Origin of the sequence: Pukyongia salina, from assembly GCF_002966125.1 — a bacterium.
Taxonomy (GTDB): Bacteria; Bacteroidota; Bacteroidia; order Flavobacteriales; family Flavobacteriaceae; genus Pukyongia; species Pukyongia salina.
This window is the reverse complement of sequence record NZ_CP027062.1, coordinates 1,191,841-1,218,273: the sequence shown is the minus strand read 5'-3', so window position 1 is coordinate 1,218,273 and position 26,433 is coordinate 1,191,841. Positions and strand designations below refer to the sequence as shown.

Below are 26,433 nucleotides of genomic sequence, written 5' to 3'. Positions count from 1 at the left end.
GTTTTCTATTCGACAGTATCAAACTTCAAATAATCTTCCAGATTCTTATGGATTTGAACAATCTTGTAATTTGGAGATGATATCTCGAAAAATGGTTTCTTTATCTTATATTTCTTGTCTTCGTTGAGTACCTGAGCAAAGCCACGGGCACCAAGTTTAGTGTTCAATCCGTGAATTATAACAAATATAGTGTCCGGATTATAGTAATCTATAGAAGTAGACATTGTGGTGTCGTATCTTCTTTCGGTTATAAATTTATCTAGTTTTTCCTGTAGTTGGGTCGCCGCTTCTCTATCGGTAGCCGCGAACTGGTAAACTACTTTCCATTGGTTGCTTGGGTCGTCTGCGCTGGCCACAAAATCCTTAACTGCCAAATGTGGCAGCACTCTTGAGTAGATCTCCTGGGCCTTCTTCCCTTCTTCAGAATTTGGGTAATTAAGGGCTACAAAATTCAATGCTTTCTTATACGCCTCGAATCCATCCTTCCGTGCAAGGGCCGTAGCCTTCAGCATTTCCAGTTTCGGCACAATATCATTACCATTGTAAATAGTGATATACTCCTCGGCGGTGTCGATCACTTGTTGATAGTTGTTAGCCTCGAACTCCTTATATAGCGCTTTGTATTTAAACTCCGGGCTGGACTCATCTGTCGCCAATATGGCATTAGGGTTGCGCAATATCTCGGCATATCTCGACTCGGGATGATTATCTATTATATCATTCTTATATTTCTCGGCCAGGGCCGGACGTTCCATTTGCTGGTAGATCTTGTAGAGATTGTATTTGGATGGTAAAACCAACCGTACTTCAGGATTGTAGGTAAGAAGTTTCTCCAGACGATTGGCTGCCAGGCCGTACTCTTTAAACTTCTCTTTATAGATCAATCCTAATTGATAGTAGGCAAAATCTCGCTCTTTGGTAAGGCTATCTATCACTACGGCATCCTTTGGGATTAGCGCGATATAGGTTTCCGGCTTAAATCGTTCATTCTCCGAGATAGGTGTGTCTTCCTCTACCGCGATCTCTTCGGTTAAGCCCGAGGTCTTCCTGTCCGATCTTCGCCAGTTGTCTTCCAACTTCCGGTCTCCCCATACTTTTCTAAATTCCTGCTTTCCGTAGGCAACGGTACTTGTGTTATAAAAGTAAAATTTACCTCCGCTTTGTGCTTTACTATTTCCTCCCTTGCTCTTCTGATAAAACTCATTATTGGCGATCTGAGTTTGGAGTTTTACCTCCGCTATTGAATCTTCGATCGCTTGTTGCTTTAGCTTCGAAGTGTATTCTGTAAAATAGGCCAGTAGCTGTGTCTCACTCATGCCCGCTAATCGCAGTACACTATCGTTTAGGGTGGCGATATCCTCATACTTGATCACATCGTCGAGATTCTCCCTCTTTTTCTTTACACGTCTCCACTCACGGGTGTTTATCTCGAGATAAGTAAGAGTGCTATCGTAATAATTTCCGGCGCGTTTATATTCGGCCTTATCGAAATTGATCTCTGCCAGGGTTGAATAATTCACAGACTGCATCACCCTGTCATCTTTGTAATTCTTGATAGATTTGTTGTAATAGATCACCGCAGTATCTATATTCTCTGTGCTTCTGTAGTATTCTCCTATCTGGTTATATATTCTGTCAAGGAACGGACGGTTCTCTCGGTTCTTTTCCAGATCGAATAATAGCTCGAGAAAAGCAACCCGATCTTCCTTTTCATAATTAAAGTTACGTGCTTTCTCGATGTAGGCATTGATCATGTAAACCCTGGGAGATTTACGGTTGAGCTCGATCACCTCATCGAAGGCCATATTCGCGCTGTCTTTAAGATCCAGGCGATTATATATCTGCCCTTTGATATACGCGTACCGACCTCTTAGTTCGTTGTCTCGGGTGTATTCTGAAGCCAGTTTTATATATGGAAGTGCTGCGTCTATTGAATCCAGATTAATGAATGCCTGCGCCAGGATGGCAGAGGCATCGGCAAGTTCTTCGTCTTCAAGATCTACCGTCTTCATCATCTTTTCCAGATTCTCGATGGCGATATCCTCATTATTCAGACGAATATTAGTCTTGGCCTTCCAGACCTTAGCCCTGTTAATATTATTACTAGTGGGATACTTGTTCAGAATAAAATTGAAAGCATCAAGAGCAGGAATAAATCTCCCGTCAAAATACCGCGCTTTCCCAAGCATCATATATGCCTCATCTATCTGAGGGTTGTATTCCTTCCCATCCAGGTAAATAGAATGTTTCTGTATGGCCTTTGCGGCCTTTTCTTCAGCTCGATTGAAATTTGGATTCTTGGTCTCTCCGGGCAGGTCTAATTCGTCAATTGGTTCTAAACGTTCCACCGGGAGGATCTCCCAAAAATTATCGCGATAGGTAAGGATGAGTTCGTTCTTCCCCTGATCAAGTGCAACGCCACCATTGTACAAGGCATTATACTCTCCTGTGACAGCATGATAATTCCGACTTAAAAAAGTATTTTTCTTTCGTGAACACGCAGCGAATAAAACAACTGCCAATAAGAAAATGGTAATTTTATAGATGCCCTTCAAAATAGTTTCGGTTTATATGATATTCTAACTTAAAACCTTCGTGTTTAGTATGTAAAATAAGAAACGAACGGTAAAAATACATTTCTTTTTAATAACTGTCTGCGTAATTAGGGTAAATTTCAGTGATATTGCAGCCTCTCACCTGTTATTTCAGATTCAGGATTTGTATTTTTGCTGAAAATTCATTCTATGAGCAACTTCCATACGTTAACCGTTTCAGAAGTAAAAAAAGAAACCCCAAATTCGGTTAGAGTAAGCTTCGAAATCCCTGATGATATTTCAGAAATATTCACTTTTACGCCCGGACAGTATATTACTATAAAGCACCAGGTAAACGAAAAAGAGATCCGGCGAGCCTATTCTATATGCAGTGTGCCGGGAAACGGGGTATTAAGTGTGGGAATTAAAAAAGTGAAAAACGGAGCCTTTTCGGTCTTCGCTAATACCGCTTTGAACCCCGGCGACACCCTGGAAGTAATGCCTCCGGAAGGTCATTTTATATTGAAAACAGATCCTTCCAATGCTAAGAATTATCTTGCGTTTGCCGCCGGTAGCGGGATCACTCCTATTCTTTCAATATTGAAGTCCGTTCTTAAAGAGGAGCCGGAAAGTACCTTTTCTCTAATCTTTGGGAATCAATCGCTGGAGGAGACCATGTTTGCCGGTGAAATTGCCAAACTACAGGAAGTTTACCCCGAGCGCTTTTTTGTTGAATATCTTTTTAGCCGAAGAAAGGAAGATTATGGTCTTTTTGGCCGGATCGATCGCTCTACCGCAAATTATCTGCTGAATAATAAACTAAACAATAAATCCTATCACAGTTATTATTTGTGTGGCCCCGAAGAAATGATCCATACAATTTCAGATCTGCTGAAAGAAAAGGGGGTAGGTAAAGACGCTATTCATTTTGAACTGTTTACTACTACGGAAGAAGGCAATCTTGAAGAACCGCATGACGGTTTAACCAAGATCACCGTAACACTGGACGACGAAACAGAGGTTTTTGTTATGCCCCAGGATACTTCGGTATTGGAAGCAAGTCTAAAACATGGCCTGGATGCTCCGTACAGTTGTCAGGGCGGAATTTGCAGCACCTGTATTGCGAGGATCACCGAAGGCAAAGCCGAAATGAGGAAAAACCAGATCCTTACAGATGAGGAGATAGCCGATGGTCTTATTCTAACCTGCCAGGCTCATCCTAGTACCCCTACGCTCGGGATCGACTACGATGATGTTTAATTAAACTGTCTCTATTATTTTTTCCACAATTCGGGCCGGCCTAATGCTGGTCATTACATTCTCATAACCCGCCGGGAAGGAATTCCCATAGACCGAGGTAGGGATAAGTGGATACTTTTCCAGATCGGAAAGTAGTTGGTTTTCATCTGGTTGCCCGAAGGGTGTGAAGCCAAGACAGGGATGAGTAACGCCCCAAAGGGTTATCACCGGCACCCCGAACATCGCGGCCAAATGTCCGTTACTGCTATCCATGGAGACCATAAGGTCCAGGTTGGAGATAAGGGAAAGTTCTTCTTCGAAAGTGAGTTGATCGGCTACATTGGTAACGTTATCATAATCGTTCTCTATTTCTTTAAGTACCGAAACTTCTGCCGCTCCGGCCCCCAATAAGAATATCTTAAATCGATTCGTCTGGTCTAGTAATGCGATCACCTCCTTCATAAGGTCTATAGGATACATCTTACTTGCGTAGGCAGCAAAAGGGGCAATACCAATTGCTTTTTTAGGTTCCTTGCCGAAAAAATGCTGAATTCTGGGTGAAATGTCCTTTTTCGGCGGGAATCTATGATCTGTCAGGTTGATATCTAGTCCCAATCTCCTGAATACATCTGCATATCGTTCGTGAGTAGACTTTAACACAGCTCTGTCTCTGTTTAGGCCAACGGTGAGTTTTTTCTTTTCGGCTCTGCCTTTATCTATTGAACGAGTTCTAACACCCTTTATCCTAAGCAGGAACCGCACCACTTTGGATCGAATTACATTATGGAGGTCGGCAACCGCATCGATACCCAGCCTATTCGCTTCCGAAGCTAATTTAAAAAGCCCGAACCCCTTATGTCTCCCGTAAACATCTGCCTCTATAAACTCAATGCCTTCGATGTCTTCGAACAGCGCCGAGAACTGATTGCGAGATACGACGGTTAATTTTATTTCAGGGTATGTTTTCCTAACTACTCTTAACACAGGCACCGTCATGGCTACATCCCCAAGGGCCGACAGTCTTATTACAAGTACGTGTTTTGGTAATGCCATCGGTAGTGGTTTAGGGGAGATTGTTTGAAAGATTCGGTAGTTGATCCCAGTCTTTGCAATTTATTTCTGGTTACGAAGAACCGGGTTCATTTCGTCGTCGTTATACATTTTCATCTGTTTGTAGACTTTCATGTATTTACTTCCTTCAGCTATATCGTTAAGTAATTGGTCTATCGCAGTGCCCAGGTCAACACGCTGTTCCAGTAGTACGTTTAATTTAGCCTTACAGGTGTTAAGATATTCAGGGCTGGCGTCGGTCCTGTTCGCCTCTTCATTCATATGATAGATCTTCAAAGCAAGAATAGATAAGCGGTCTATGCCCCAGGCGGGACTTTCTGTATTAATGGTGGCATTATCGGCCACTTCCACATTTTTATACTTTTCAAGAAAATAACTGTCGATATACTCTACCGTATCGGTACGATCCTGATTTGAAGCATCAATTTTTCTTTTAAGGCTAAGTGCGGCAACCGGGTCTATATTGGGATCCCTGATAATATCCTCATAATGCCATTGAACCGTGTCTATCCAGCACTTACGATATAACAAATGTTCTATCAATTGAGATTCTCCATCATACGGATTTGTAAAAGGCTGGTCCACGCTGTCGATACGGTGGTAGGTTTCTATGACTTCCTGGAATATCCGGTTCGCTTTTTCGCTAAACATAAGTTTTAATTTTATGGCATCTCAATGAAAATAGAGATTGCTGGCTGCAAAGGTATTATATTTCATTTGTATTCTTCCTACAAGTGGGTTAGACATTTTAAATGAGAAGCAGAGCCACCGGAAGCAACATCACCAGCCAGATATAAAGTTCTTTTATGTATAATTCCTCTCTGTTCTCAATATAATCGGCGGTAGCAATTGCCAAAGGAGGGATAAGAAAATACATTTCGCTACCGTCCTTCACGGCAGATCCCAGGGAAACGGCCAAGGCCGATAGAATGATCACGAGAAGCACCAGGAAGTTTGGTCGTTCTTTCCGCATCATGCTACCCACCTTCACCAATCTGTAAAAACATATCCAAAGTACCGAACTAATGAACAAAGAGGCAGGAATAAGTAAGGCGAACGAATTATATGCCCCGAAATCGAAACTCACAGTGGAAACATGACGCTCAAACCACGCAAAAGAGTTCTCGGTAAGATAAAAATACGAGGTTGTTAAGCTGGTCACTGCGAGAATAGCAAGGGGTGGAATAAATAAATATCTGAAACTCGTTTTGGGACGTCTTAGCACTGCGAAATAAATCACTACAAAGAATATGAGGCAATAAAAGTGAAAAAATGATGCCAATACCAGCCACAGGGATGCATCAAGTATTTTCTTCTCCACGTTCTTTTCGGAAGGCAGACTAAAGATCCTCCTTAGGGCAAATAGACAACAAACAACGGCAATAATAATTTTGGTGTGATCGAAAATAGCCGGGATCATCAATGTATAAGCGGTGAAGATAAGGGCTGCAAAAGTATTCTTTCGGGTAAGGTTGTTCTTTCTAACGATAAAATTGAGAAGTAAAATAGTAAAGACCAACAAGCCTGCAACAGCCACTATCTCCAGGAAGTTCCACAAATCAAATTCCGAAAAGTCCTTTCGAAACAATGAGATTACATACGCTATTCCCAGTGCTGCACCCAATAAAAGAAAATTAACCGGATTAGATTTACTGAAAAAGCTTGTAAGCATTGTGGGTAATTTATATTTTTGCAGTATAAAGATACAGTTATGAAGGACTTTTTTTACGGTATAGAAACACTATTTGTAGATTATTTGTTTGCACCATATGATATGCTGCGTGCCATGGAACTGGATAGCTGGTGGGGTGCCAATATGATTAGCTGGATGTTTCTGGCCATCGGTTTTGTTGCATTTCTTTACTGGATGCGAAAACTGGCCGATTTTAACGCGAGTGGCGAAGAAGACCGTAGCTCAACTTCACATTCTTTCTTAGGATAGATCGAAACCGATATCGGTTCTATAATACATCCTGTTAAAAGATAGTTTTTCTATGTTTTGATAGGATTTTTTTATGGCTTTTCTGAAGTCGTCATCCAGGGACGTAACCGCGATAACCCGGCCGCCATTAGTCACTATCTTACCGTCCTTTATTGCAGTTCCCGCATGAAAAACGATAGAATCTTTTATGTTTTCTATTCCTGTAATTTCTTTTCCTTTCTCATAGCTTTCCGGATATCCGCCCGATACCACCATAATGGTAGTTGCCGACCGCGGGTCGATCTCCAGTTGAATGCCATCCAATTGCTGAAGGCTGGTCGCTTTTAGAAGCGCTACCAGATCTGTTTTTATCCTGGGTAAAACAACCTCAGTTTCGGGGTCTCCCATACGCACATTATACTCGATCACATAAGGTTCGTTATTAACTTTTATCAGCCCGATAAAAATAAAACCCTTGTAGTCTATATGCTCTTCTCTTATTCCATTCACTGTGGGGATCACGATCCGGTCTTCTATCTTTTTCATTAATTCCGCATCCGCGAACGGCACAGGGGAAACTGCGCCCATTCCTCCGGTGTTTAGTCCTGTATCTCCTTCCCCTATACGCTTGTAATCTTTGGCGGTGGGCAATATCTTATAGTTTTTACCATCTGTAAGTACAAACACACTTAGCTCGATCCCATCAAGAAATTCTTCTATCACAACTTTCGCGCTGGCCTCACCAAATTTTTGGTGTGCGAGCATATTCTCAAGTTCGGTTTTTGCCTCTTCCAGTGATTCTAGTATTAAAACCCCTTTGCCAGCCGCCAGTCCATCTGCCTTGAGGACATAAGGAGCGCTTAAGGTTTCCAGGAATTTTTTACCGGCGTCCAGACTCTCGCTGGTAAAACTCGCATAGGCGGCGGTTGGAATATTATGATGCATCATAAATTCTTTAGCGCGCTCTTTACTTCCTTCCAGTAAGGCACCTCTCTTTGAGGGCCCAATGATCATTATATTCTTGAGAGCATCGTCTTCGGCAAAGAAATTAGTGATCCCGCTTACCAATGGGTCTTCCGGGCCAACCACTACCATATCAATGTCATGACTAAGCACAGCCTCTTTTATTGCTTCGAAATCGTTCACCGAAATAGGAAGATTGGTTGCAATGGCAGCCGTACCCGCATTTCCTGGTGCGACGTATAACTTCGAGCAGTTTTTGCTCTTTGCGATCTGATAGGCAAAAGTGTGTTCGCGGCCTCCCGAACCCAAGACTAGAATGTTCATGCTATGCTGTTTTAATTAGCCTTCAAAAATAATTGTTTGTAAATTGAAGCCCTAATTATTTCTCGTTGAATTTATTCGAACTTTCCTTAAAATTAAATGGCTTCCCAATTACCGAGGCCAAACAGTTTTTGGAAAAGATCCAACGTATTCCCGAAAGCGAATACGAGGAATATGTAGAAAAAGCGAGAGCAGAGATCGTTGCGCATCACCTTGATACCAATCCGTTCTATAAGGATTTTGTAGGTAGTAGGAATACCGCTCGATGGGCCGATGTGCCTGTGATGCAAAAAAGCGATCTGCAGAGGCCCTTAATTGAACGTCTTTCTAAAGGGTTTCCCAAGAAAAAGGTATATGTGAATAAAACTTCAGGCTCCAGCGGCCATCCTTTTATCTTTGCGAAGGACAAATTTTGCCACGCCCTTACCTGGGCCGAGATCATCGATAGGTTTGGATGGTACGGCCTGAGCTTTCACAGATCCTATCAGGCAAGATTCTACGGGATTCCCCTGGATAGTATTGGTTACAAGAAAGAACGATTCAAAGATTGGCTGGGAAGGCGTTATCGTTTCCCCATCTTCGACCTCTCTAATGATAAAATGGAGGAGTTCCTGGAGCATTTCAGAAAAAAACAATTCGACCACATAAACGGGTATACCAGTTCTATTGTATTGTTTGCTAAATATCTGAACTCCAAAAATATTATCCTTTCAAAGATCTGCCCTAGTTTGCGCTACTGCGTAGTGACTAGTGAAATGTTGTTCGAAGACGATAAAAAACTAATGGAAAAGACATTTGGGGTGCCGGTTATCAACGAATACGGGGCGAGTGAACTAGATCTTATCGCTTTCACCAATAAGGCCGATGAATTTGTTCTGAACAGCGAGACGCTATATGTTGAGATCGTGGATGATTACGACAACCCGGTTCCTCACGGCACTCCTGGCAGGGTAGTGATCACTTCTCTTTACAACAAGGCACATCCCATGATACGCTACGATATTGGCGATACTGGCGTGATCGATCCCAAGAGCACTATGAAGAAACCTGTTTTAGCCAAGCTTATTGGGAGAACAAATGATATAGCCCGGCTTCCGGGAGGTAAAACGGTTCCGGGGCTTACATTTTACTATGTTACCAAAAGTGTGATCGAAGATGATGGAAATGTTAGGGAGTTCGTTATAGAACAGAACTCTTTGGATAGTTTTAAAATAATTTATGTTTCTGAAAAGGAGCTCACTACTTCAGAAGAAAATACCATAAAGAACGCTTTGTATACTTATCTGGAAAATGATCTTCGGCTCACTTTCGAAAGGCGTGAGGTACTGGACCGAAGTAAGCGCGGAAAGCTGAAGCAATTTACTTCTCTTTTATAGTTTCTCAATTTGCCGGGGGCGAATAAAAAAGTACTCGAAAAAAAAGACGATCAGGCACCTAAAGGCCTTAATGCCGGAATACCCCAGGTAATCGCGGTAAAAGCTATAATTATACTTTATAAGCCTGGATTTATTAGAGCTGATAGAATCTTTCCGAACCCTGTAAAATGCTAGATCTTCCTGAAGTCCCATAGCGGGTTTCGGGCTGCGTTTGATGGCCTCAAGCCAGACCGCCCAATCCTGCCGTTTCCTAATGTTTGGCGAAGCGATCTTTCCTATGGTTTGCGCTCTATACATCCCTGTTAAATTACCGATGTAATTATTGCGGTGTTGTTTTTTATAACTCAATTTCTTTAATGCCTTAATCCGCTTACCCAACAATTCTCCATTTTCATTTATATGCAAATAGTTACTAAAAGAAACATCGCATTGGTTGTTCTGCATGAACTCCAACTGGTTCTTTAACTTATCGGGGTGCCACAGGTCGTCCGAATCGAGAAAGGCGAAATAGTCTCCGGCGGCAAGCTCGGTCGCCAGGTTGCGACAGTAGGCCGCACCGCGATTTTGAGATAATTGTTCAACTTTAATCCGTTCGTCTTTTTCAGCAAAGGAAAGTGCAATTTGAAGGGAATTATCTGTTGAGGCATCGTCCACTATGATCTGTTCCCAGTTCGGGTAGGATTGATCGAGGATGCTTTTTATGGTTTCTGAAACAAAAGATTCTGCATTATAAAGAGGTGTTATAATGGAGATGAGGGGTAATTCCTCCTCTTTAGTAAGCTTTTTTGTCTCCTTTGATAGCATTGTATACAGTTTGGAAGACGATCTTCAGGTCGAGAAACAACGACCAGTTCTCCAGGTAGAATATATCGTATTTCACCCGGTTGATAATATGGTTCTCATCTTCTACTTCCCCACGATAACCACTTACCTGCGCCAGTCCTGTAATACCCGGTTTTACAAAATGACGTACCATGAACTTATCTATGCGTTCGGCATACATGTGGGTATGGCTAACCATGTGAGGCCTTGGTCCCACAACGCTCATTTCGCCTTTAAGGACGTTAATAAACTGTGGGAGTTCGTCTATACTCGTTTTCCTTATAATACGCCCTATCCTGGTTACCCGCGGATCGTTTTTCTGTACCTGATGAATATGCGCCATGGGGTTTGGCCGCATCGACCTGAACTTATAACAATAGAATTCCTGATAATCGAGTCCGTTTCTCTTTTGCTTGAAAAAGATCGGGCCTTTGGACTCCAGTTTGATGATAAGTCCCAAGAGCGGGGTAAGCCATGAGAGAACGCCCACTATGATAATAAGAGAGAGGAGTATATCGAAACCTCGTTTTACAAATTTGTTGAACGGCTCCTCGATAGGGATCTTCCTCATGGATAAAATGGGAAGGTAGCCATAGTAGGTAAAATCCAGTCTTTTGCTGTATATATCCTTATTATCCGGCAGGAATTTAAGGATCTTTAGGTTGTTATCTGCGTAATCTGTAAGTTTGGTAAGTTCTTCATTGCTCAGTTCCCCCACCGACGAATAGATCTCATCTATCTTATTATTCTGAATATAATCCAGGCAGTCTTCTATAGTAACTTTGTTGGGACCACTCAGATCGAAGATATTAAGCAGTTTATAGCCGTACTCCGGGTTATCATCAAAGAATTTCCGAAGTTGATCTGTTTTTTGATTAAGTCCCAGGATCACCACCCGCCTAAGGTTTCCTCTTAAAATTACCCGGTATTTCTTCAGAAGGTAATAGATCCCAACTTTCACAATTGTGATATAGAGAATAGCCAGCAACACGTAGCGGAAGATCGACAACGGTTCTACCTGCAAATCGCGATAAAAACCAAAGAAGGCAAATACCAAAAGAGTAAAAAGAACGCCTTGTTTGGCAACCAGTGAAAGGATGGTAGAAAGGCGTGTAAACCTGTAGATCTCGTAAAAATGCGACCTTAGCGAGAGTACGATCCACGCCACACTAATAAATATGGTATAGTTGATAAAATGAAAACTGGAGCTAAAGAACTGATATGCCAGGATATGGATGATCCCCAAATCAATGATATATGAAATGGGTCTCAAATAGCCCGAATACCTTCCAGTTCTATAAATCATTTTTACCGCCTGTTATGCTTTGAAAAATCTTTATGCTCACTATCAAAAAGCGCTTCGGCCGATAAGCCTTTAAAGTAAGCGAAGGTCTTTTCCATTCCTTCCTGTCTTGAAACACGAGGTTCCCAACCCAATACCTCTTTGGCCCTGCTAATATCGGGTTGTCGCTGTAAGGGGTCATCTTTAGGAAGATCTTTAAATACTATTTTTTGCTTCGTTCCGGTCAACCTTATGATCTCTTCAGCAAAATCCAGAATAGTGATCTCGTCCGGATTACCAATATTAACCGGCAAGCTGTAGTCGCTAAGAAGCAACTTATACAATCCATCCACCTGGTCGCTAACATAACAGAAGGAACGGGTTTGCTTTCCGTCTCCAAAAACTGTGAGATCTTCTCCTCTTAATGCCTGCCCAATGAATGCCGGGATCACTCTGCCATCGTTAAGTCGCATCCGCGGACCGTAAGTGTTAAATATTCGCGCGATACGTGTTTCAAGCCCATGAAATCTATGATATGCCATGGTGATGGATTCCTGGAATCGTTTTGCTTCATCGTAAACGCCCCTGGGACCGATAGTGTTTACATTTCCATAGTACTCTTCACTCTGAGGATGTACCAGAGGATCGCCGTAGATCTCGGATGTGGAAGCGATGAGGATCCTTGCGTTCTTTTGTTTAGCAAGCCCTAATAAATTGTGGGTTCCCAGGGAGCCAACTTTCAGGGTTTGAATGGGAATTTTCAGATAATCGATCGGGCTGGCAGGAGATGCAAAGTGCATGATATAATCTACAGGGCCAGGAACATGAACAAATTTAGTTACATCGTGATGGTAGAATTCGAACTCGGCCTTTTTGAAAAGATGTTCAATGTTCTTCAGATCGCCTGTAATAAGATTATCCATTCCTACTACCGAGTATCCTTCTTCCACAAACCGATCGCATAAATGCGACCCTAAAAACCCGGCAGCTCCTGTAATTAATACTCTTTTCTTGCGATTATCCATATAGCTAGTTTGCTTGGTTTCTACCTATAGAAACGTACTTAAATCCTTCGTTTGCCATTTCATCAACCTGATAGATGTTGCGCCCGTCGAAAATCACATGGGATTTCATCAACTCCTTTACCCTTGAGAAACTAGGGGAACGGAAAATGCTCCATTCTGTACAGATCACTAAAGCATCTGCGCCTTCCAGGGTATCGTACATGCCGTTGGCATAATTAAGTTTGTCCCCAAATTGCTTTCGGATATTAGGCATGGCCTCCGGATCGAAGACGGTAAGCTCGGCTCCTAGGTCCAACAGACTATTCATTATATCGATGGCCGGAGCCTCTCGTATATCATCTGTTTCAGGCTTAAAGGACAGTCCCCAGATAGCGATTTTCTTTCCACTTAGATCTGTACCAAAGTGGGCGGTTATTTTGGGAATAAGAATTTGTTTCTGAATTTGATTAATCTCGACTACCGAATCCAGTATCTTAAAATCGTAGTCCACTAATGTCCCGGCATGCAATAGCGCCTTTACATCTTTTGGAAAGCAACTACCCCCATAACCAATACCTGGAAATAAAAATCGTTTCCCTATTCGAGAATCGGTACCCATACCTACCCTAACCTTGTCTACATCCGCACCTACTTTTTCACAATAATTTGCGATCTCGTTCATAAAGGTGATCTTAGTGGCAAGAAAAGAATTGGCTGCATATTTAGTGAGCTCTGCCGACTTTTCATCCATAGTGATAATGGGGTTACCGGAACGAACGAAGGGGCTGTACAATTTTTGCATTAACCGGGTAGCTCTTTCGCTGCTGGAACCAATAACGATACGTTCTGGTTTCAGGAAATCATCTACAGCATATCCCTCCCTAAGGAATTCGGGGTTGGAAACCACGTCGAAATCGGTGGTGGCATTTTGAGCGATCACAGCCCTTACTTTTTCAGCAGTACCTACAGGCACGGTACTCTTGTCCACAATCACTTTATAGTTGTCTATCTTCTTTCCAATATCCTCCGAAACTTTCAGAACGTAGGATAAATCTGCCGAGCCATCCTCATCTTCAGGAGTGGGAAGGGCGAGAAAGATGATATCGCCATGCGCGAGGCCCTCATCAAGAGAGGTGGTGAATTCGAGTCTGCCCGCTTTTATATTCCTTTCAAAAAGCACATCGAGGTGTGGTTCGTAAATAGGAACAACGCCTTGTTTCATCTTTTCAACCTTTTCTGCATCAATATCTACACAGATCACATCATTCCCGGTCTCGGCCAGGCAAGTCCCGGTTACCAACCCCACATAACCTGTTCCTATAACTGCTATTTTCATATATTATAATTCGATTTCTCGATCAATTTTATTTAACACGCGGCAAAAATACAATTTGCCTGCATTTTAATCTTCTTTTAGTTCATTCATTTGTCCTTGAAAATTCCTGGATAACAATACGATGAGGATAAAGCCAACATAATATGCTCCTATTTGCCTGTGAAAGACGTTTTCAACAAGCGCGTACGAGATCAAGGTGACAAGTAAGGCGATGGTGAAATAGTGCTTTCTGTTTCGCACTAACGTAACAAGGAGAAATACTACGAAGAGCACCAGGGCAACGATCCCGTACATAAGGTATAGATCTATAAACTGGTTATGTGAATTATAGCCCATGGAAACGAACCTGTTTCTTTTCCAGTCATCCTCTATCTTATTAGCATAGCATTCTAATAAGGAATCACGTGTTCCTTCAAATCCAAGTCCTTCTACAATAAGTCCTTCCTTTTTAGATACCGATACGCCACACCTCCAAACCGTTGTACGCAATTCCCATGTAAGTGTATTCATGAGAAAAGTTTGCTCTGCATTAGATCTCCCGGCTAATGGAGACTCGGTCCGCTCTAGGTTTCGAATTGCCGTAAAAAGGATAACCACACAAAAAACGGCGATCACCGCTGCCGAGATCCTCACTATGATCTTACTGCTATACAACAGCCTAAGCAGGAACAGGATGGCCAGTACAATGATCGCGACCTTGGAAACCATCAGGAAGGTAAACAGCACATTTATGATAATATTAATTAAATGATACTGATTGTTAGGGTGATATTTTCGGCTAATGGACTGGTATGAAATTAGAATACTCAGTACGCTTAACAAGCCCAGATACAGACGGTCGATAAGCAGGGCTTCGATCACCTCTCGCGAATAACCCAGTGCAATTACTTCAGAAACATTAATTATGATAATGATCTTTATTATCGAGAACACTATAGCCGCCAGGGATGAAAATATGATGGCCATACTAATCTTTCGCCTATCCTGAACTGGCAAATACAGGATCGCAAGCCCGAACGCGAGAGCGATCTTCTTAAAGATGACAAAATCTTCTTCGAATCTGCCCTGGAAAAAGGCGTTTAGCCCTATGTATAAGATAAATACTAAAAACGCTACCACAGGCCCGCGATGCATCTTTTTCCAATCACTTCTATCTACCACGAAGGGGAAGATAAGCACTAGTGCTGCCATTAAGATATTAGGGAAAACCCGCACGTAATTATCGAAGGGAATCGTTAAAAACAAGCACAGATAGATATACGGGTAAATCGCTCTAAGTAAGACTTTCATTTCGGCTGTTTCGGGTATGCATGACTCTTAACGCTTTGTTGTATCAATGTGGGCGCTGTAGCCACGCATTAATTGCCCATAAAGGTATCTATTTTAATATAAATGACGCGCTAGTGCCAAATAGGTTGCTTTTGTATATCCAGACCATAATTGTAAAATGAAGCAGACAGTTATACGTTGAAGGGACAACGCATGATCGGTTATTATTGGGCCTGTTTTGTAATACTGACGTCTTACTTAATCTTTAAGGAAGTTAATTTAAAATTGATCTCTATTTTGTTTATTTCCTGTTTTCTTTTTGTAGAAGTGGTGCGGTTTTAATCAACAAACAAAATAACACAAGAAAATGATATAATCCTCTTTGTCTCCAGATATACGATTCTGTTAAAAATACCACCATCATGACCAGGAATAAAGACAGGAACATAATATCACGGGTTTTTAAGTAATACCAAAGAACAACCCCTAACAGGAGCAACAGAAAAACAAATCCGAAGACGCCTAATTCGGCGAATGCCTGGATATACTGGTTGTGAAAATTATATTCGTAATACCCTTGCCACAAATTGTAATGTTTCTGTTTTTCGATGATCTTATCCTTGGAGTTGTTAATTCCATAGCCCGTGAAGTAAACTTTGTCCTCCTCGAACATCTCCACAAATATTCGGGCCTGAAACAAACGGATGGTAGTGCCGGTCCAGTCGTAGACTTTATTAAATCGCTCACATTGCAACACCTCCTTTATATTCGAGGCCGTTACTTCTCTTTCGAATCTTTCTTTGACCGGATTGGAGGTTACCATTAAAAGGAGCAAGCCCAGCAAGAGTACAGGAAGCAGGATCATGATGCGTGACCTTCGGAATCTACTTATAATGCCAATGGCCGCAACCAAAGCTGTTATAACAATTATGATCTTAGACGCAAGTAACACCAGAAAGATCGCGTGTACGATAAGAAGACATATAACAACCGTAGTTTTCCGTTGCACAAATAACAGAAACAAGCCGCTAAGTGAAACCAGCACAGATATGTAGATCGCATTTAGCTCAAGTGGCGAAACCAGGGCATGGTAGAAGAACCTGTTCACATTGCCAGCCTCCAGATAATCCACCCCTGCCAACGCAAAAAAGAATAGTGCAAAAATCGATAAGCCAATGGAAAAGGCATATAAAATACTGTTTCGGGATCTCATGGAAATTTCGGGCATGAGAATAAACGCCATTGGAATGATGATCATAGCCAGTTGGCGTTCAAGACCACGCAGCGAATTATGTGTGCTACTCGTCCAGAGAAGAGATACTATCATTAAGCCATATAACAGTATAGGCGCCAGGTAACCTCTTCTAAAATGTATCTTATGAAAACGAGCCGAAACGAGGGAAGCTGCAAGCAGTGTGATAAGTATCCCTGTACCGAAACCATACGAAAGGGGCAATGATATAAGCAGTGCCGCAAGAAGCACCACATAAGTCCTTTCGGAAACGACTATTTTATTTAAAAGCTGCATACGTCTCTTCGAAGTAGTCCAGATAGGTTTGATTGATCAATTCCCAGGTGTATTTTTCTTTTATCTTTTGTGTGTTATTTTCCAGGTAATGTGTGTAGTCTTGTTTGTTATCGACATTTTCCAGGGTCCTTGCTACCTCATCTGCATCTCTGAAATAAAACGCATCCTCTTCCAGGATAGCGGCGTTGAACTTATTATTATGCGCCACGATCAGGGAATTACTTCCCATGGCCTCTAGCAGGGATGGGTTGGTTCCTCCAACCGTATGACCGTGAAAATATAAGTTCGAATGATAACGCAGATTGTTCAGGTGGTTCTGGTTGTATATGCCGCCCACAAAACGGATCGATGGATAGTCTTTGAACTTTTCCTTTAAATAATGCCCAAATTTGTTCGTGTCGTGTTTGCCTACCACAAGAAATGGTAATTTATTTCCACTCTGTACAACCCCATCCAAAATAATTTCAATGCTGTTTTCGGGTTCCATCCTTGCAATGAGCATATTGTATTGCTGTGGCTCCAGGTTGTACTCGTTTAGCACAGATAGGGCGGGATCTTTGAAGACGGTCGATCCGTAAGGAATGTATTTGGATTCCACTCCATAGGTCTTTTTAAGATATTCCTGTATCCCGATGGAGTCTGCAATTAGGTGGTCGCTGCCTTTTATGGCCAGGGATTCGGCATATTTTAGGAAGCTTCGTACTTTTTTTGAGAATTTGGTCCGTTTCCATTCCAGCCCATCCATGTTGGTAACTATCATAGATTTCTTAGGAAGGTATCTTCTCCAAATGGAACTGCTGGTATATCCAAGCTGAAGAATGATATCGAAATTTCGCTTCCTGGCATCATGGATGCAATTGAAATCGTACACAAACTGTCCTATAGTGCCGATCTTGTGTTCGGGGTCCTTGCAATGAATAAGTTGAACCCCCTTATAAGTGGGTTCCTGATATTCGTGCGCACCGGACGAATAGACCCATACATCATGCCCCTTTTCCTTCAGAAAAACTGAAAAAAACTCGGCAAACTGCTCAAATCCACCATAATTATTGGGTATCCCTCTGGTTCCCAGTATCGCTATCTTCACTTGGTTTAAATTGTTTTAATGCAAATGCACCTCCAATAAGCAGTGTAGCCATATCATACGGTTTAAATATCCCGGTTACTACAAAACTTGTGATTAATATATAAAATGTGGTGGCTACCAGGAGCTTGTTCCCCACATCGGCTATTGTCCCTTTCCTGGGGGAATATGAAAATGAATATAAATAAAGCACCACCAAAACGTAAATGATCAATCCTAATATCCCGGTTTTAAGGTAGAGGTAGGCAAAGCCGTTATGTGTTAACGATAAATGCTGGGTTAATTCTCCATCCAGCCTGGCTTCGAAACCAATATCTACCGTAGAACCAAATCCCTGCCCTGTTAACCACTGTTTCTCCTTGTCGATCTCACCGTAAACCTTGAAGGCCTCGTAAGCGCGCCAATGCTTCCATAGTTTTCTTCGGTCAAGATCATTAACATCAACATTCTCAAGACTAAAGCTCTCATTAACCGAGTTTTTTATCTTCAGCAAAAAAGTATCTACCACCCCGGGGTTTTCCAAAGAAGGTTGATAGGCCTGTAAAAACAAGATGAAAGCCCCTACCAGGAGCCCTATGATCCCCAGGGCAATGGTTCCCTTTCTGTTAAGTTTTAAATATCCAAAATACGCCAGGCTTCCAAGTAAGATCACCATTATCATAGTTCTGGAAAAATAAAGCAGTACAGACAATACAAGGCAGGCTACAAAGGCCTGATAAAAAAACTTATATCGCGAACGCTTCACCGGCAACCCTTTAACGCACAAAATGAGTAATAAAGCAACGGTTTCAACATGGTTATAACGCCCGAAGATGTTTCGGATCCCACTCGTATGGCTGGGAATAATATTAAAGTACCATACAAAACTCAATAAGTGCATTAAGGCAAAATAAAAGCCCATAAGTACAATGATATTGAGAAAGCTCATCTTATTGTGAAACCTCATGGCTATAAAATAGCCCGCAAGGATCACCAGGATAGGACGTATAAAATAGATGAGGTCTTTAAAGAAGAAATAATAGTCGTTCTCCGGGTTAAAAACCGTGATACACCCAATGATCACCAGGAAAAAAAGGAAAATAATAAGTAGCAAGACCTGGCTCGATAATTTCGCCCGGAAGGACACCAGGGTAACGAAAGCCGCAACGGCAAAGGACAATTCGATATTCGCCTTCTGCAATGACCAGATAAGCAAAATCAAACATATTTTATAAAACCATTGTCCCATTTATGATAGTGTCTCGTACAATTGTTTAAACTTAGTATACATGGCCTTAGAGGAATAGGTTTCCTGGGAATAGACTAGGGCATTTTCTTCCAGACGGGTCTTCAACTCCTTGTTGTCCAGTAATTTCCTGATCGCGGCAACATATTCCTGTTCATTATTCGGCTCGAACAATAAACCGTTCTCCCCATCTTTGATAATGGTGGAAATTCCGCCAATATCAGACCCGATCACCGCCTTTCCCGCCATCATGGCCTCAACCACTACGAGTCCGAACGATTCCGGCTCGGTGGAAGGCACTACCGCCAGGTCCAGAGATTCCATAATAGAGAATACTTCTTCCTGAAAACCAATAATGCGCACCTGTTCCTCCAGATCATCTTGTTGGATCTTTGCCTCCAAGTTACTTAAAAAGTGTTCTTGTCCCGGCGGAGGAGAACCAATAAAACAAAGTTTAAGGTTCGGGTATGCGGATGTTAGCTGCCTAAATGCCTTCAAACTTAGCTCGTGCCCTTTCAGTCTGTTGATCCTGCCCACAAGGCCTATCACAATTTCATTTTCACCGGCACCAAATAAGCGGGCTCGTATCTGTTTCTTTTTTTCTTCTGAAATACGGACTTCGGTTTGGTCTACACCGTTCACGATGGTTCGCGATTTCCGTTTCAACGCAGGTGAGGCCTGGTTGTAAAAAGCTGCCGTTGCTTCCGAATTATAAACCACTTCATCACAAAAATATTTTAAGATCAATTTAAAAAACGAGGTAGCAATCTTCGGCCGGTCCATGATCTCGTGCACATGCATTATATGTTTCGGCTTCCTAAACCTACAATACCAGGCTCCAAAAAGAGTTGCCAGGGTATTGGATTGAATTATGTCCACACTTCGTCCTTTGGTATGTGCTTTAAAATTGCGCTTCGCCTTTAAGTATTCCTTTATTAGTTTGATGAAGTTTAGCGACTTCAGCATGGAACGGGTGAGCTTCACCACCGGCATTTCAATAATTTCGATGCCGGCTTCCACAAGCTTTTCTCTCAAGGGGCCCTGCTCGGGCGGAAGGCATACAATTGGGTTGTATTCCGTGCTATTTTCTTTTATTTGAAGCACCAGCGATAACATGACCTTAGAAGATCCGTACATATCGCAGGATATGCTGATAAAGAATATGTTTTTCTTATCGTTCATAACCAAAATGCTCAAAATCTTTGGCAAAAAGCTGGTAAACCTTTTGCTTTTCTGCTTCGTTAAGTGATTTTTTCTTTTCTGAAGAAAACAGCAGACCCGGTTTGAAGCATGGCCAGAGACGGGGATTCTTTATTAAAGCTGCCAATCCTCTTTTACGCCCTTTTTCCGATTTATTTACGTGAGGGATCTCATGTCCCTCCAGGCCGGTTTTTTGCAATACCAGCTTCATATCTTCGGCCAGACTTTCAAGTTTACCCACATAATCTACCATCAACTCACCCTTTTCATCGTACAGATAATCGTATTGCGCGCTATAGAAAAAGTTGTCTTGTGCTAATTGCTGTTTCACCACTTTTTCCATAAATGCGTTGAAAGAGATGATCTTTCCATAACCCAGGTAATTATACACGGACAACATCCTTGAATACGGATTTCTCACAAAGCCAAACTTGAAATAACTATCGAAAGTTGGCTTGTCTATATAATTAAATTCAAGATATTCTTTCGCTTTCAGGTGAGCCAGGCGTTCGGGGCCCGGTTCCTCCTTTTTTTTCTTCCGAAGCAACAATTCGCCCCTGATGTGCCAGTCTAAACCCAGATCTCTCAGAAAAATGGTCTCGATGCTCTGCCCGGCTACTTTGGGAATATGGACAAATAAGGTTTTGTGTTTCCTGCTTATCATTGGCTTACCTCATTTGATTTTTCGAACTCCCAGATGCGATGAAGGTCTATTCCGGTTAGTTCGCTGGTTTTATACACATCTTCCCTGAAATAATCTTCTAATGATCTATACGTTTCCGGATCTATACATTGTTTCTCGCCTTCTTTGTAGAACAGTCTGTCCTTAAGCTTATCCTTGGCACTTTCGGGCAATAGCCATTTTATTGGGCGCTTCACCTTATCTAAACGTAAAAAAGCTAGTAATCCTTTATTTTTAAGTTCTCTGGCCGCATTAAACGGTACATCAGTCTCATAATCAAAAAACGGTTCGAGCCCAAGAAAATCATAGATCTCGTTAAGGGCTTCGCCGTTTCGGGCGGTCCATTCTTCCGAAACCAATACCATGATATTTTTGCGATCGAAAAGCTCGAAATACGGGGTCAACTGTTCGTAATACAAACTCATTTCCAGGTACATATTCCCCCCGCCCCAGATGGCGTTCTTAGGTGCTTTGATGGCAGCCTCGAAGCTGTCTTCCTTTTCGTGGCCTGTTTGATAGTGCATCTGGTAATGACTAAAGGCTCGCTCAATGGGATTTCTAAGGCTTATTAAAAGCTTAGTGTTAGGATTGTGATCGTGTATCCTTTTAGCGGTATTTCGGTCCCAGAGATACGACGGACTCACTTCTCCCTTGATCTGATCTGGTGTTGCGTCTTCGAATAAATTCTTGTAGATAGCCGCATCCTTAATGATCTTCATGTGATATTCCTTCCCGGGGTCCGGATCCAGATACACTTCTTTGTCCAGCGAATCTACTTCAGAAAAGAAATTACACTCCTTAACTTTAGGAAGAAAGATCTCCGGATGTTGCTGCATATAGTTGTACAGGGAGGTTGTTCCCCCGCGGGCAACGCCTAAAACAAAGAAATCTACCTTTAGCTGTTTCATTTTAGGGTTAAAAAGGTTATTATTTTATCTTTTCTATAGATATAGGTTGTTGTAACAATGTTCCAGAACACCGTAGATATTGTTGTTGCAATGGCAGCTCCCAAGAGGTCGTATTTTGGGATTAGCACAAGATTGAGTACCACGTTGATCGTAAATGCAGTAACCAGAATCCGTTGAAATACTACCTGTTTTCCGGTCATATTCATGTAAACACCTACCGATCCACATAATGCGTTCACCGCTTGTCCTATAAGCAGGATAATGAGGGCCCAGCGCGCTTCGATGTAACCAGGGCCGAAAAAACCGAGTATCATCTTAGAAAATAAAAACACCAGCACTATGGCCGGAAAGGTGAAAATAAAAATGAGTCGGGTGGCTCGTTTTATGCCCTGTTTCAGGCTTTGAAGGTCATTCTTGCTGTACCATTCGGCGAAGGACGGTGCATAAACGGTATTTACCGATGCCAGGACTATGGAAAGAACGGTAGTGAGTTTTATCGCCACCGAATAAAAAGCCACTCGTTCAAAACTACTGTACTTACTTAACAGGATAACATCCACACTTTGCATTAACAGATATGTTATAGCGCTAATCGCCATGGGGCCCGAGCGTTTTAAAATTTGTTTGAACCCAATTTCTTCGGAAGTGGGATCTACTTTTATCTTCGAAAAGTAGTAGAACAGATATGCAGTGGAAAGCAATGCGAGAAAAGTGAAATTCAGAAGAAAAACCTCAACAAGGAAATGCGGATTTCCACTGTAATACAAATAAATGATGGCTACAAAAAACAGGGCATAGCGCAATACGTTCCTGTAAAATTCGGAAATATAGATCTTACTGATCGCCCGAAATACATCAATATTCAGCAAGGTTACCCCGTAGAAGAACAGTGCAAACACCGAATAACTCACCAATTTTGACACTTCTTTGTCGAAGAGGCTGTCAATAAACGAAGGGGAGACGAGTAAAACCGCTAAAAAAAAAAGAAAGGCGATCGAAAATACGATCACCAGCATTTTGCCATATAATTTCTTCAGGTAGCTGAGAGAATTCTTGGATTTAAGATAACCCGCATAATAGATTACAGATTGGTGCATCCCGAACACACAGGCGCCTCCCAAAAAGATAAGTAGAGCTCTGCTAAAATCGTACTGCCCCACCAATCCGGCTTCAAAATTATTAGTGAGGAAAAGGGTGAGGCCAAAAAACAGCAGCATTCCTGCAATTCGCAATGCGAGAACGTTGAGGCTTTTAAAAACCATCGCGTTATTAAACAGATCCCTTATGGTAGCACGTAATTTCATTGATGACAGGCCTTCAGATCTTCATTGGGAATTTCCCTCATTTCCGAAATCCCGGGTGAACATTTATAGATTAATGTTTTATACTTCTTTGCCGGATTATCAATACGATCAGGCTTGTGATATCTCTTCCGAATATTTCTTTCCTTTGAGATAGATATTACGTATCACGAAGAAACCTATATAAAGTAATACCAGGGCTATAGGTAACAAGGTCCTCTTTTTACTAAAGAAATCGGAGGAATTGTAAAAATTAGGATTGTTGAGTAAAGAAACCACATTATCGTATTTAATGAGTTCTTTCTTGAGATATTCGTTCTCCTCTATAAGTTCCTTTTTCTTGTCCAGTAGCTGATGCAAGTTGTTATTTTCCTGAATCAGGAAGTTCATCTCACTAGCTTTAGAGCCATCTGCATTCTTTCCGGAGTACTCGTCGAAAATAGCGTCGATATTGGCGATACTCACATCGTTTCGCTGAATTCTCAATTGTGTTTCTGAAACAACAACATCTTTCGTCTTGTTATAGATCTCGTTATTGTTGAGATAATTGAGCACCTTTTCTATGATGGCCGGATCCGATTTCTCCGTACTGATAGTGATCTTGTGGAAGGTATATTCGGGGAAGTAGATCTCAGACAACAAGGGGTCTTCTTCGAAGGTAACCCTGCTTAGGTAGGATTCGAGGTTTCTATCGTTGGTCTCCTGTTTTTCGAGAAGTTCCACGATGTTCACGATAGGTTCCACTACGATATCTGAGATATCCGGATTTTCGGTATCGAAACCGTATTGCTTTACAAAGCTCTTATGGCCTTGTTTGTATTTTATGTTGAGCAGGTCGATGGCATTGTAAACATAATTCGAGCTGTCGAAGTTGTTCTGAACGATCATCACCGCCTCTTTTGTAGGGGTTAAGGATCTTTGCCACCAGCCGCCAATAAAATAGCCGCCAACGATCAGGATCGTTAAGACGATCCAGTTCTTAATTACAAAACGGATGCCCTTGTACACACTGGCAAGGAATCCCTGATAGACCTTATTAAGTCTCTTTAATACTACAAACAGATCTACTTCTTCCTGATTGTTCTGTGCCATTCGTTTTTATTTATGGTTATTATTTTCTACAAATAAGGTTTTTAAGCTCTCCTTCCAATTGATGGTATCCGCTTTAAAAGCCTTGCAGAATTTTGTGCTGTTTAAAATACTGTAAACCGGTCTTTTTGCAAAAGTACGGTAATGGTCGGTTTTGGCAAGGTTTGCGGTTTCAATTTGTCCCGACTCCTGTAAAATCGCTTCGGCGAAATCATACCAGGTTGCCTCTCCCGAATTGCTATAGTGATACAGGCCATATTCCTTGCTTTCACTATCTGCCACCAAAAGGATTGCCCTAGCCAGATCATTTGCGTTGGTAGGTGTGCCCAGCTGTTCGGTGGTAATTGTTAGTGGGTTTCCTTCGGTTGCGTGTCTAAGTATGGTTTTAAAAAAATTATGTCCATATTCCGAATACAACCAGGAAGTTCTTATAATAAAATGTTGGCTGCAATGGACGGCCAGTTCCTCTTCGCCAGCAAGTTTGGACGCCCCGTACACATTGATCGGGTTGGTAGCGTCCTGCTCTGTATAAGGAGATCTTTTTGTTCCATCGAACACATAATCTGTGGACACATGAATTAAAACCGTCTTATGGTTTTCACAGACTTGGGCCAGGGTTTTTACTGCCATTGCATTAACCGCAAGCGCCTGTTCCTTTTCGCTTTCGGCCTTTTCAACATTTGTGTAGGCGGCGGTATTGATACAAACATCAACCGGATTCTCATTGAAATACGAGCGGACAGCCGAGGGATCGGTAACATCGAGTTCCGTTTTATTTACAAAAGTAAAATCCAGATCGGGGTAGTTAGGAGCTGCCTGTTTAATACACATAGCAAGTTGTCCGAACGCCCCTGTTACCAATACTTTTTTCATGAAATTACCTCCTCAAATCCGGGAAGTTCCAGGTCTTTATCCGAAATTATAAAATCTTCCTTTGGAAGATGCCAGTCTAAAGATAAGGTTGCGTCGTTGTAAATTATGCCGCTTTCCGATTCTTTATCGTAATAATTATCGCATTTGTAGGCAAATATGGCCTTGTTTGTAAGGGTAATGAATCCATGTGCAAATCCACGAGGCACAAACAACTGCAGATTATTCTCATTATTTAGCTCCACACTGTAGGATTGCCCGAAGGTTTCAGACCCTTTACGTATATCTACTACTATGTCCAGTACTCTGCCTTGGATAGCCCGCACCAGCTTGGCCTGCGCCATATTACCCTTTTGAAAGTGAAGGCCCCGCAATACCCCGTAAGACGAAATAGACTGGTTATCCTGTACAAAATCTATGTCCAGCCCCGTTGCGCTTTTAAAAGTTTTCTTGTTATAGCTTTCGCAGAATGATCCCCTGGCGTCTGAAAACACCCTGGGTTTCAAAATAAAACAATCTTTTAAGGGAGTTTCTATCTTTTCCAAAACTACTTTCCGTGATAAAGGTTCTTGCCGTAACCACTTTTCAACAATGGTTTAGCTAATTTTTTTAACTGATCTGCTGTAATGTAACCCATATCGTATGCAGCTTCTTCAATTGCACCAATTTTAAGACCCTGGCGTTCTTCTATAACCTCTACAAATTGAGCGGCTTGCATTAACGAAGCGAAAGTTCCTGTGTCCAGCCAGGCAGTACCCTTGTCGAGGATACTCACGCTTAATTTGCCTGCTTTTAGATATTCGTTATTAACATCGGTGATCTCAAGTTCCCCTCGGGCGCTGGGTTTTATGCCAGCAGCTATATCTACTACCGAATTATCGTAAAAATAGATCCCCGGTACGGCAAAATTGGATTTTGGGTGCTTTGGCTTTTCTTCAATAGACAGGGCTTTCCCGTTTTCATCAAATTCTACAACCCCATATCGTTCAGGATCATGAACATGGTATGCGTAGATCACCCCACCGTCCGGATCGTTGTTGGATATGAGGAGTTCCTTCAAACCAGACCCATAAAAAATATTGTCACCAAGGATAAGTGCAACTTTGTCCTTGCCTATGAAATCCTTCCCAATAATAAAGGCTTCCGCCAGGCCCTTCGGTTCTTCTTGTACAGCATATTGGAACGAACAACCATACTTGGCTCCATCCCCGAGTAGCTTTTTAAATAAGGGCAGGTCCTGTGGCGTGGAAATGATCAATATCTCTCTGATGCCCGAATACATGAGGGTAGAGAGAGGGTAATAGATCATTGGCTTGTCGTAAACAGGCATGAGTTGCTTGCTTATGGCAAGTGTAATGGGATGCAATCGGGTTCCGGATCCACCGGCCAGTACTATTCCTTTCATCTT

Annotated in this window: 24 protein-coding genes; 3 read left to right on the top strand and 21 right to left on the bottom strand. The window is 42.0% G+C overall.

What is annotated here, in order from left to right:
* Positions 1–5: 5 nt before the first annotated feature.
* Positions 6–2,555, bottom strand: coding sequence for a type IX secretion system periplasmic lipoprotein PorW/SprE (gene porW / locus C5O00_RS05425; protein WP_105215619.1), 2,550 nt, complete (start codon positions 2,553–2,555; stop codon positions 6–8).
* 189 nt (positions 2,556–2,744) lie between these two features.
* Here porW and C5O00_RS05420 point away from each other — a divergent pair, with 189 nt between their 5' ends.
* A complete protein-coding gene (locus C5O00_RS05420) occupies positions 2,745–3,794 on the top strand; it encodes a 2Fe-2S iron-sulfur cluster-binding protein (RefSeq protein ID WP_105215618.1) in 1,050 nt (349 codons plus the stop codon).
* Here the strand turns inward: C5O00_RS05420 and C5O00_RS05415 are convergent, their stop codons facing one another.
* The 3 genes from C5O00_RS05415 to C5O00_RS05405 all read right to left on the bottom strand — a co-directional run bounded on the left by C5O00_RS05415 (position 3,795) and on the right by C5O00_RS05405 (position 6,516).
* A complete protein-coding gene (locus tag C5O00_RS05415) occupies positions 3,795–4,826 on the bottom strand; it encodes a glycosyltransferase family 9 protein (protein ID WP_105215616.1) in 1,032 nt (343 codons plus the stop codon). It lies immediately after the preceding gene.
* Between the two features lie 60 nt (positions 4,827–4,886).
* A complete protein-coding gene (locus tag C5O00_RS05410; RefSeq protein ID WP_105215614.1) occupies positions 4,887–5,495 on the bottom strand; it encodes a DUF4254 domain-containing protein in 609 nt (202 codons plus the stop codon).
* Positions 5,496–5,592: 97 nt separating this feature from the next.
* Positions 5,593–6,516, bottom strand: coding sequence for a hypothetical protein (locus C5O00_RS05405; protein WP_105215612.1), 924 nt, complete (start codon positions 6,514–6,516; stop codon positions 5,593–5,595).
* Between the two features lie 39 nt (positions 6,517–6,555).
* Here C5O00_RS05405 and C5O00_RS05400 point away from each other — a divergent pair, with 39 nt between their 5' ends.
* On the top strand, positions 6,556–6,786 hold the full coding sequence (locus C5O00_RS05400; protein WP_105215610.1) for a DUF6341 family protein: 231 nt from the start codon (positions 6,556–6,558) through the stop codon (positions 6,784–6,786).
* Here C5O00_RS05400 and purD read toward each other — a convergent pair.
* On the bottom strand, positions 6,778–8,052 hold the full coding sequence (gene purD / locus C5O00_RS05395) for a phosphoribosylamine--glycine ligase (RefSeq protein ID WP_105215608.1): 1,275 nt from the start codon (positions 8,050–8,052) through the stop codon (positions 6,778–6,780). The genes C5O00_RS05400 and purD overlap by 9 nt on opposite strands.
* Before the next feature lie 65 nt (positions 8,053–8,117).
* Here purD and C5O00_RS05390 point away from each other — a divergent pair, with 65 nt between their 5' ends.
* Positions 8,118–9,425 (top strand): phenylacetate--CoA ligase family protein, encoded by a 1,308-nt coding sequence (locus tag C5O00_RS05390; RefSeq protein WP_105215606.1) that lies wholly within the window; start codon positions 8,118–8,120, stop codon positions 9,423–9,425.
* Here C5O00_RS05390 and C5O00_RS05385 read toward each other — a convergent pair.
* From C5O00_RS05385 to rfbA, 16 genes are all read right to left on the bottom strand, one after another.
* Positions 9,420–10,229, bottom strand: a complete 810-nt coding sequence (locus C5O00_RS05385) for a glycosyltransferase family 2 protein (RefSeq protein WP_105215604.1) — start codon at positions 10,227–10,229, stop codon at positions 9,420–9,422. The genes C5O00_RS05390 and C5O00_RS05385 overlap by 6 nt on opposite strands.
* Positions 10,198–11,553, bottom strand: coding sequence for an exopolysaccharide biosynthesis polyprenyl glycosylphosphotransferase (locus tag C5O00_RS05380; RefSeq protein WP_105215603.1), 1,356 nt, complete (start codon positions 11,551–11,553; stop codon positions 10,198–10,200). Before C5O00_RS05380 ends, C5O00_RS05385 begins: the two co-directional genes overlap by 32 nt.
* 2 nt (positions 11,554–11,555) lie before the next feature.
* Complete coding sequence (locus C5O00_RS05375; protein WP_105215602.1) at positions 11,556–12,554, bottom strand: UDP-glucuronic acid decarboxylase family protein; 999 nt, start codon at positions 12,552–12,554, stop codon at positions 11,556–11,558.
* Positions 12,555–12,558: 4 nt separating this feature from the next.
* Positions 12,559–13,869, bottom strand: coding sequence for a UDP-glucose dehydrogenase family protein (locus tag C5O00_RS05370; RefSeq protein ID WP_105215601.1), 1,311 nt, complete (start codon positions 13,867–13,869; stop codon positions 12,559–12,561).
* A gap of 66 nt (positions 13,870–13,935) precedes the next feature.
* Positions 13,936–15,159 (bottom strand): O-antigen ligase family protein, encoded by a 1,224-nt coding sequence (locus tag C5O00_RS05365; RefSeq protein WP_105215600.1) that lies wholly within the window; start codon positions 15,157–15,159, stop codon positions 13,936–13,938.
* Between the two features lie 280 nt (positions 15,160–15,439).
* Positions 15,440–16,666 (bottom strand): O-antigen ligase family protein, encoded by a 1,227-nt coding sequence (locus C5O00_RS05360; RefSeq protein ID WP_105215599.1) that lies wholly within the window; start codon positions 16,664–16,666, stop codon positions 15,440–15,442.
* Complete coding sequence (locus tag C5O00_RS05355) at positions 16,650–17,753, bottom strand: DUF1972 domain-containing protein (protein ID WP_105215598.1); 1,104 nt, start codon at positions 17,751–17,753, stop codon at positions 16,650–16,652. Before C5O00_RS05355 ends, C5O00_RS05360 begins: the two co-directional genes overlap by 17 nt.
* Positions 17,713–18,945 carry an O-antigen ligase family protein gene (locus C5O00_RS05350; RefSeq protein WP_158676781.1) on the bottom strand — a complete coding sequence of 411 codons (1,233 nt, stop codon included), beginning with the start codon at positions 18,943–18,945 and terminating at the stop codon, positions 17,713–17,715. Before C5O00_RS05350 ends, C5O00_RS05355 begins: the two co-directional genes overlap by 41 nt.
* 33 nt (positions 18,946–18,978) lie before the next feature.
* The gene (locus tag C5O00_RS05345) at positions 18,979–20,157 is read right to left on the bottom strand and encodes a glycosyltransferase family 4 protein (RefSeq protein ID WP_105215596.1); all 1,179 of its coding nucleotides are present in this window, start codon (positions 20,155–20,157) and stop codon (positions 18,979–18,981) included.
* Complete coding sequence (locus C5O00_RS05340; protein WP_105215595.1) at positions 20,147–20,839, bottom strand: sulfotransferase family 2 domain-containing protein; 693 nt, start codon at positions 20,837–20,839, stop codon at positions 20,147–20,149. The genes C5O00_RS05345 and C5O00_RS05340 overlap by 11 nt, the downstream gene beginning before the upstream one ends.
* On the bottom strand, positions 20,836–21,765 hold the full coding sequence (locus tag C5O00_RS05335; protein ID WP_105215593.1) for a sulfotransferase: 930 nt from the start codon (positions 21,763–21,765) through the stop codon (positions 20,836–20,838). Before C5O00_RS05335 ends, C5O00_RS05340 begins: the two co-directional genes overlap by 4 nt.
* Positions 21,762–23,069 (bottom strand): flippase, encoded by a 1,308-nt coding sequence (locus C5O00_RS05330; RefSeq protein WP_105215591.1) that lies wholly within the window; start codon positions 23,067–23,069, stop codon positions 21,762–21,764. The genes C5O00_RS05335 and C5O00_RS05330 overlap by 4 nt, the downstream gene beginning before the upstream one ends.
* A 108-nt stretch (positions 23,070–23,177) precedes the next feature.
* Complete coding sequence (locus C5O00_RS05325; protein ID WP_105215589.1) at positions 23,178–24,158, bottom strand: hypothetical protein; 981 nt, start codon at positions 24,156–24,158, stop codon at positions 23,178–23,180.
* 6 nt (positions 24,159–24,164) lie between these two features.
* Positions 24,165–25,028: a dTDP-4-dehydrorhamnose reductase gene (gene rfbD, locus C5O00_RS05320; RefSeq protein WP_105215587.1), complete on the bottom strand. Its 864-nt coding sequence runs from the start codon at positions 25,026–25,028 to the stop codon at positions 24,165–24,167.
* Positions 25,025–25,531 (bottom strand): dTDP-4-dehydrorhamnose 3,5-epimerase, encoded by a 507-nt coding sequence (gene rfbC, locus C5O00_RS05315; RefSeq protein ID WP_394342094.1) that lies wholly within the window; start codon positions 25,529–25,531, stop codon positions 25,025–25,027. Before rfbC ends, rfbD begins: the two co-directional genes overlap by 4 nt.
* 41 nt (positions 25,532–25,572) lie before the next feature.
* On the bottom strand, positions 25,573–26,430 hold the full coding sequence (gene rfbA, locus C5O00_RS05310; protein WP_105215583.1) for a glucose-1-phosphate thymidylyltransferase RfbA: 858 nt from the start codon (positions 26,428–26,430) through the stop codon (positions 25,573–25,575).
* Positions 26,431–26,433: the final 3 nt, after the last annotated feature.